The sequence below is a fragment of the Staphylococcus sp. HMSC072E01 genome (genome assembly GCF_001814125.1).
In the GTDB taxonomy this organism is placed as follows: Bacteria; Bacillota; Bacilli; order Staphylococcales; family Staphylococcaceae; genus Staphylococcus; species Staphylococcus hominis.
In genome coordinates this window covers 1-342 of sequence record NZ_KV814981.1, presented here as the reverse complement: position 1 = coordinate 342, position 342 = coordinate 1, and the positions used below count along the sequence as shown (strand labels likewise).

General features: G+C 52.0%; 3 tRNA genes. All 3 read right to left on the bottom strand.

Going from position 1 to position 342, the window contains the following annotated elements:
- Positions 1–33 precede the first annotated feature (33 nt).
- The 3 genes from HMPREF2953_RS07790 to HMPREF2953_RS07780 all read right to left on the bottom strand — a co-directional run bounded on the left by HMPREF2953_RS07790 (position 34) and on the right by HMPREF2953_RS07780 (position 278).
- A tRNA-Leu gene (locus HMPREF2953_RS07790) sits at positions 34–115 on the bottom strand.
- Between the two features lie 9 nt (positions 116–124).
- A tRNA-Lys gene (locus tag HMPREF2953_RS07785) sits at positions 125–197 on the bottom strand.
- 5 nt (positions 198–202) lie between these two features.
- Positions 203–278 (bottom strand) — tRNA-Thr (locus HMPREF2953_RS07780).
- Between the last annotated feature and the right edge of the window lie 64 nt (positions 279–342).

Here is a 342-nt window from a genome sequence, read left to right as displayed (position 1 = left end):
GGTGGTGTTCTACCACTGAACTACTTCCGCATATGCGGGTGAAGGGAGTCGAACCCCCACGCCGTAAGGCGCTAGATCCTAAGTCTAGTGCGTCTGCCAATTCCGCCACACCCGCGTATACATGTGAGCCATAGAGGATTCGAACCTCTGACCCTCTGATTAAAAGTCAGATGCTCTACCAACTGAGCTAATGGCTCTTAGATGGTGCCGGCCAGAGGACTTGAACCCCCAACCTACTGATTACAAGTCAGTTGCTCTACCAATTGAGCTAGGCCGGCTATTAAATTGAATGGTGGAGAATGACGGGATCGAACCGCCGACCCTCTGCTTGTAAGGCAGATG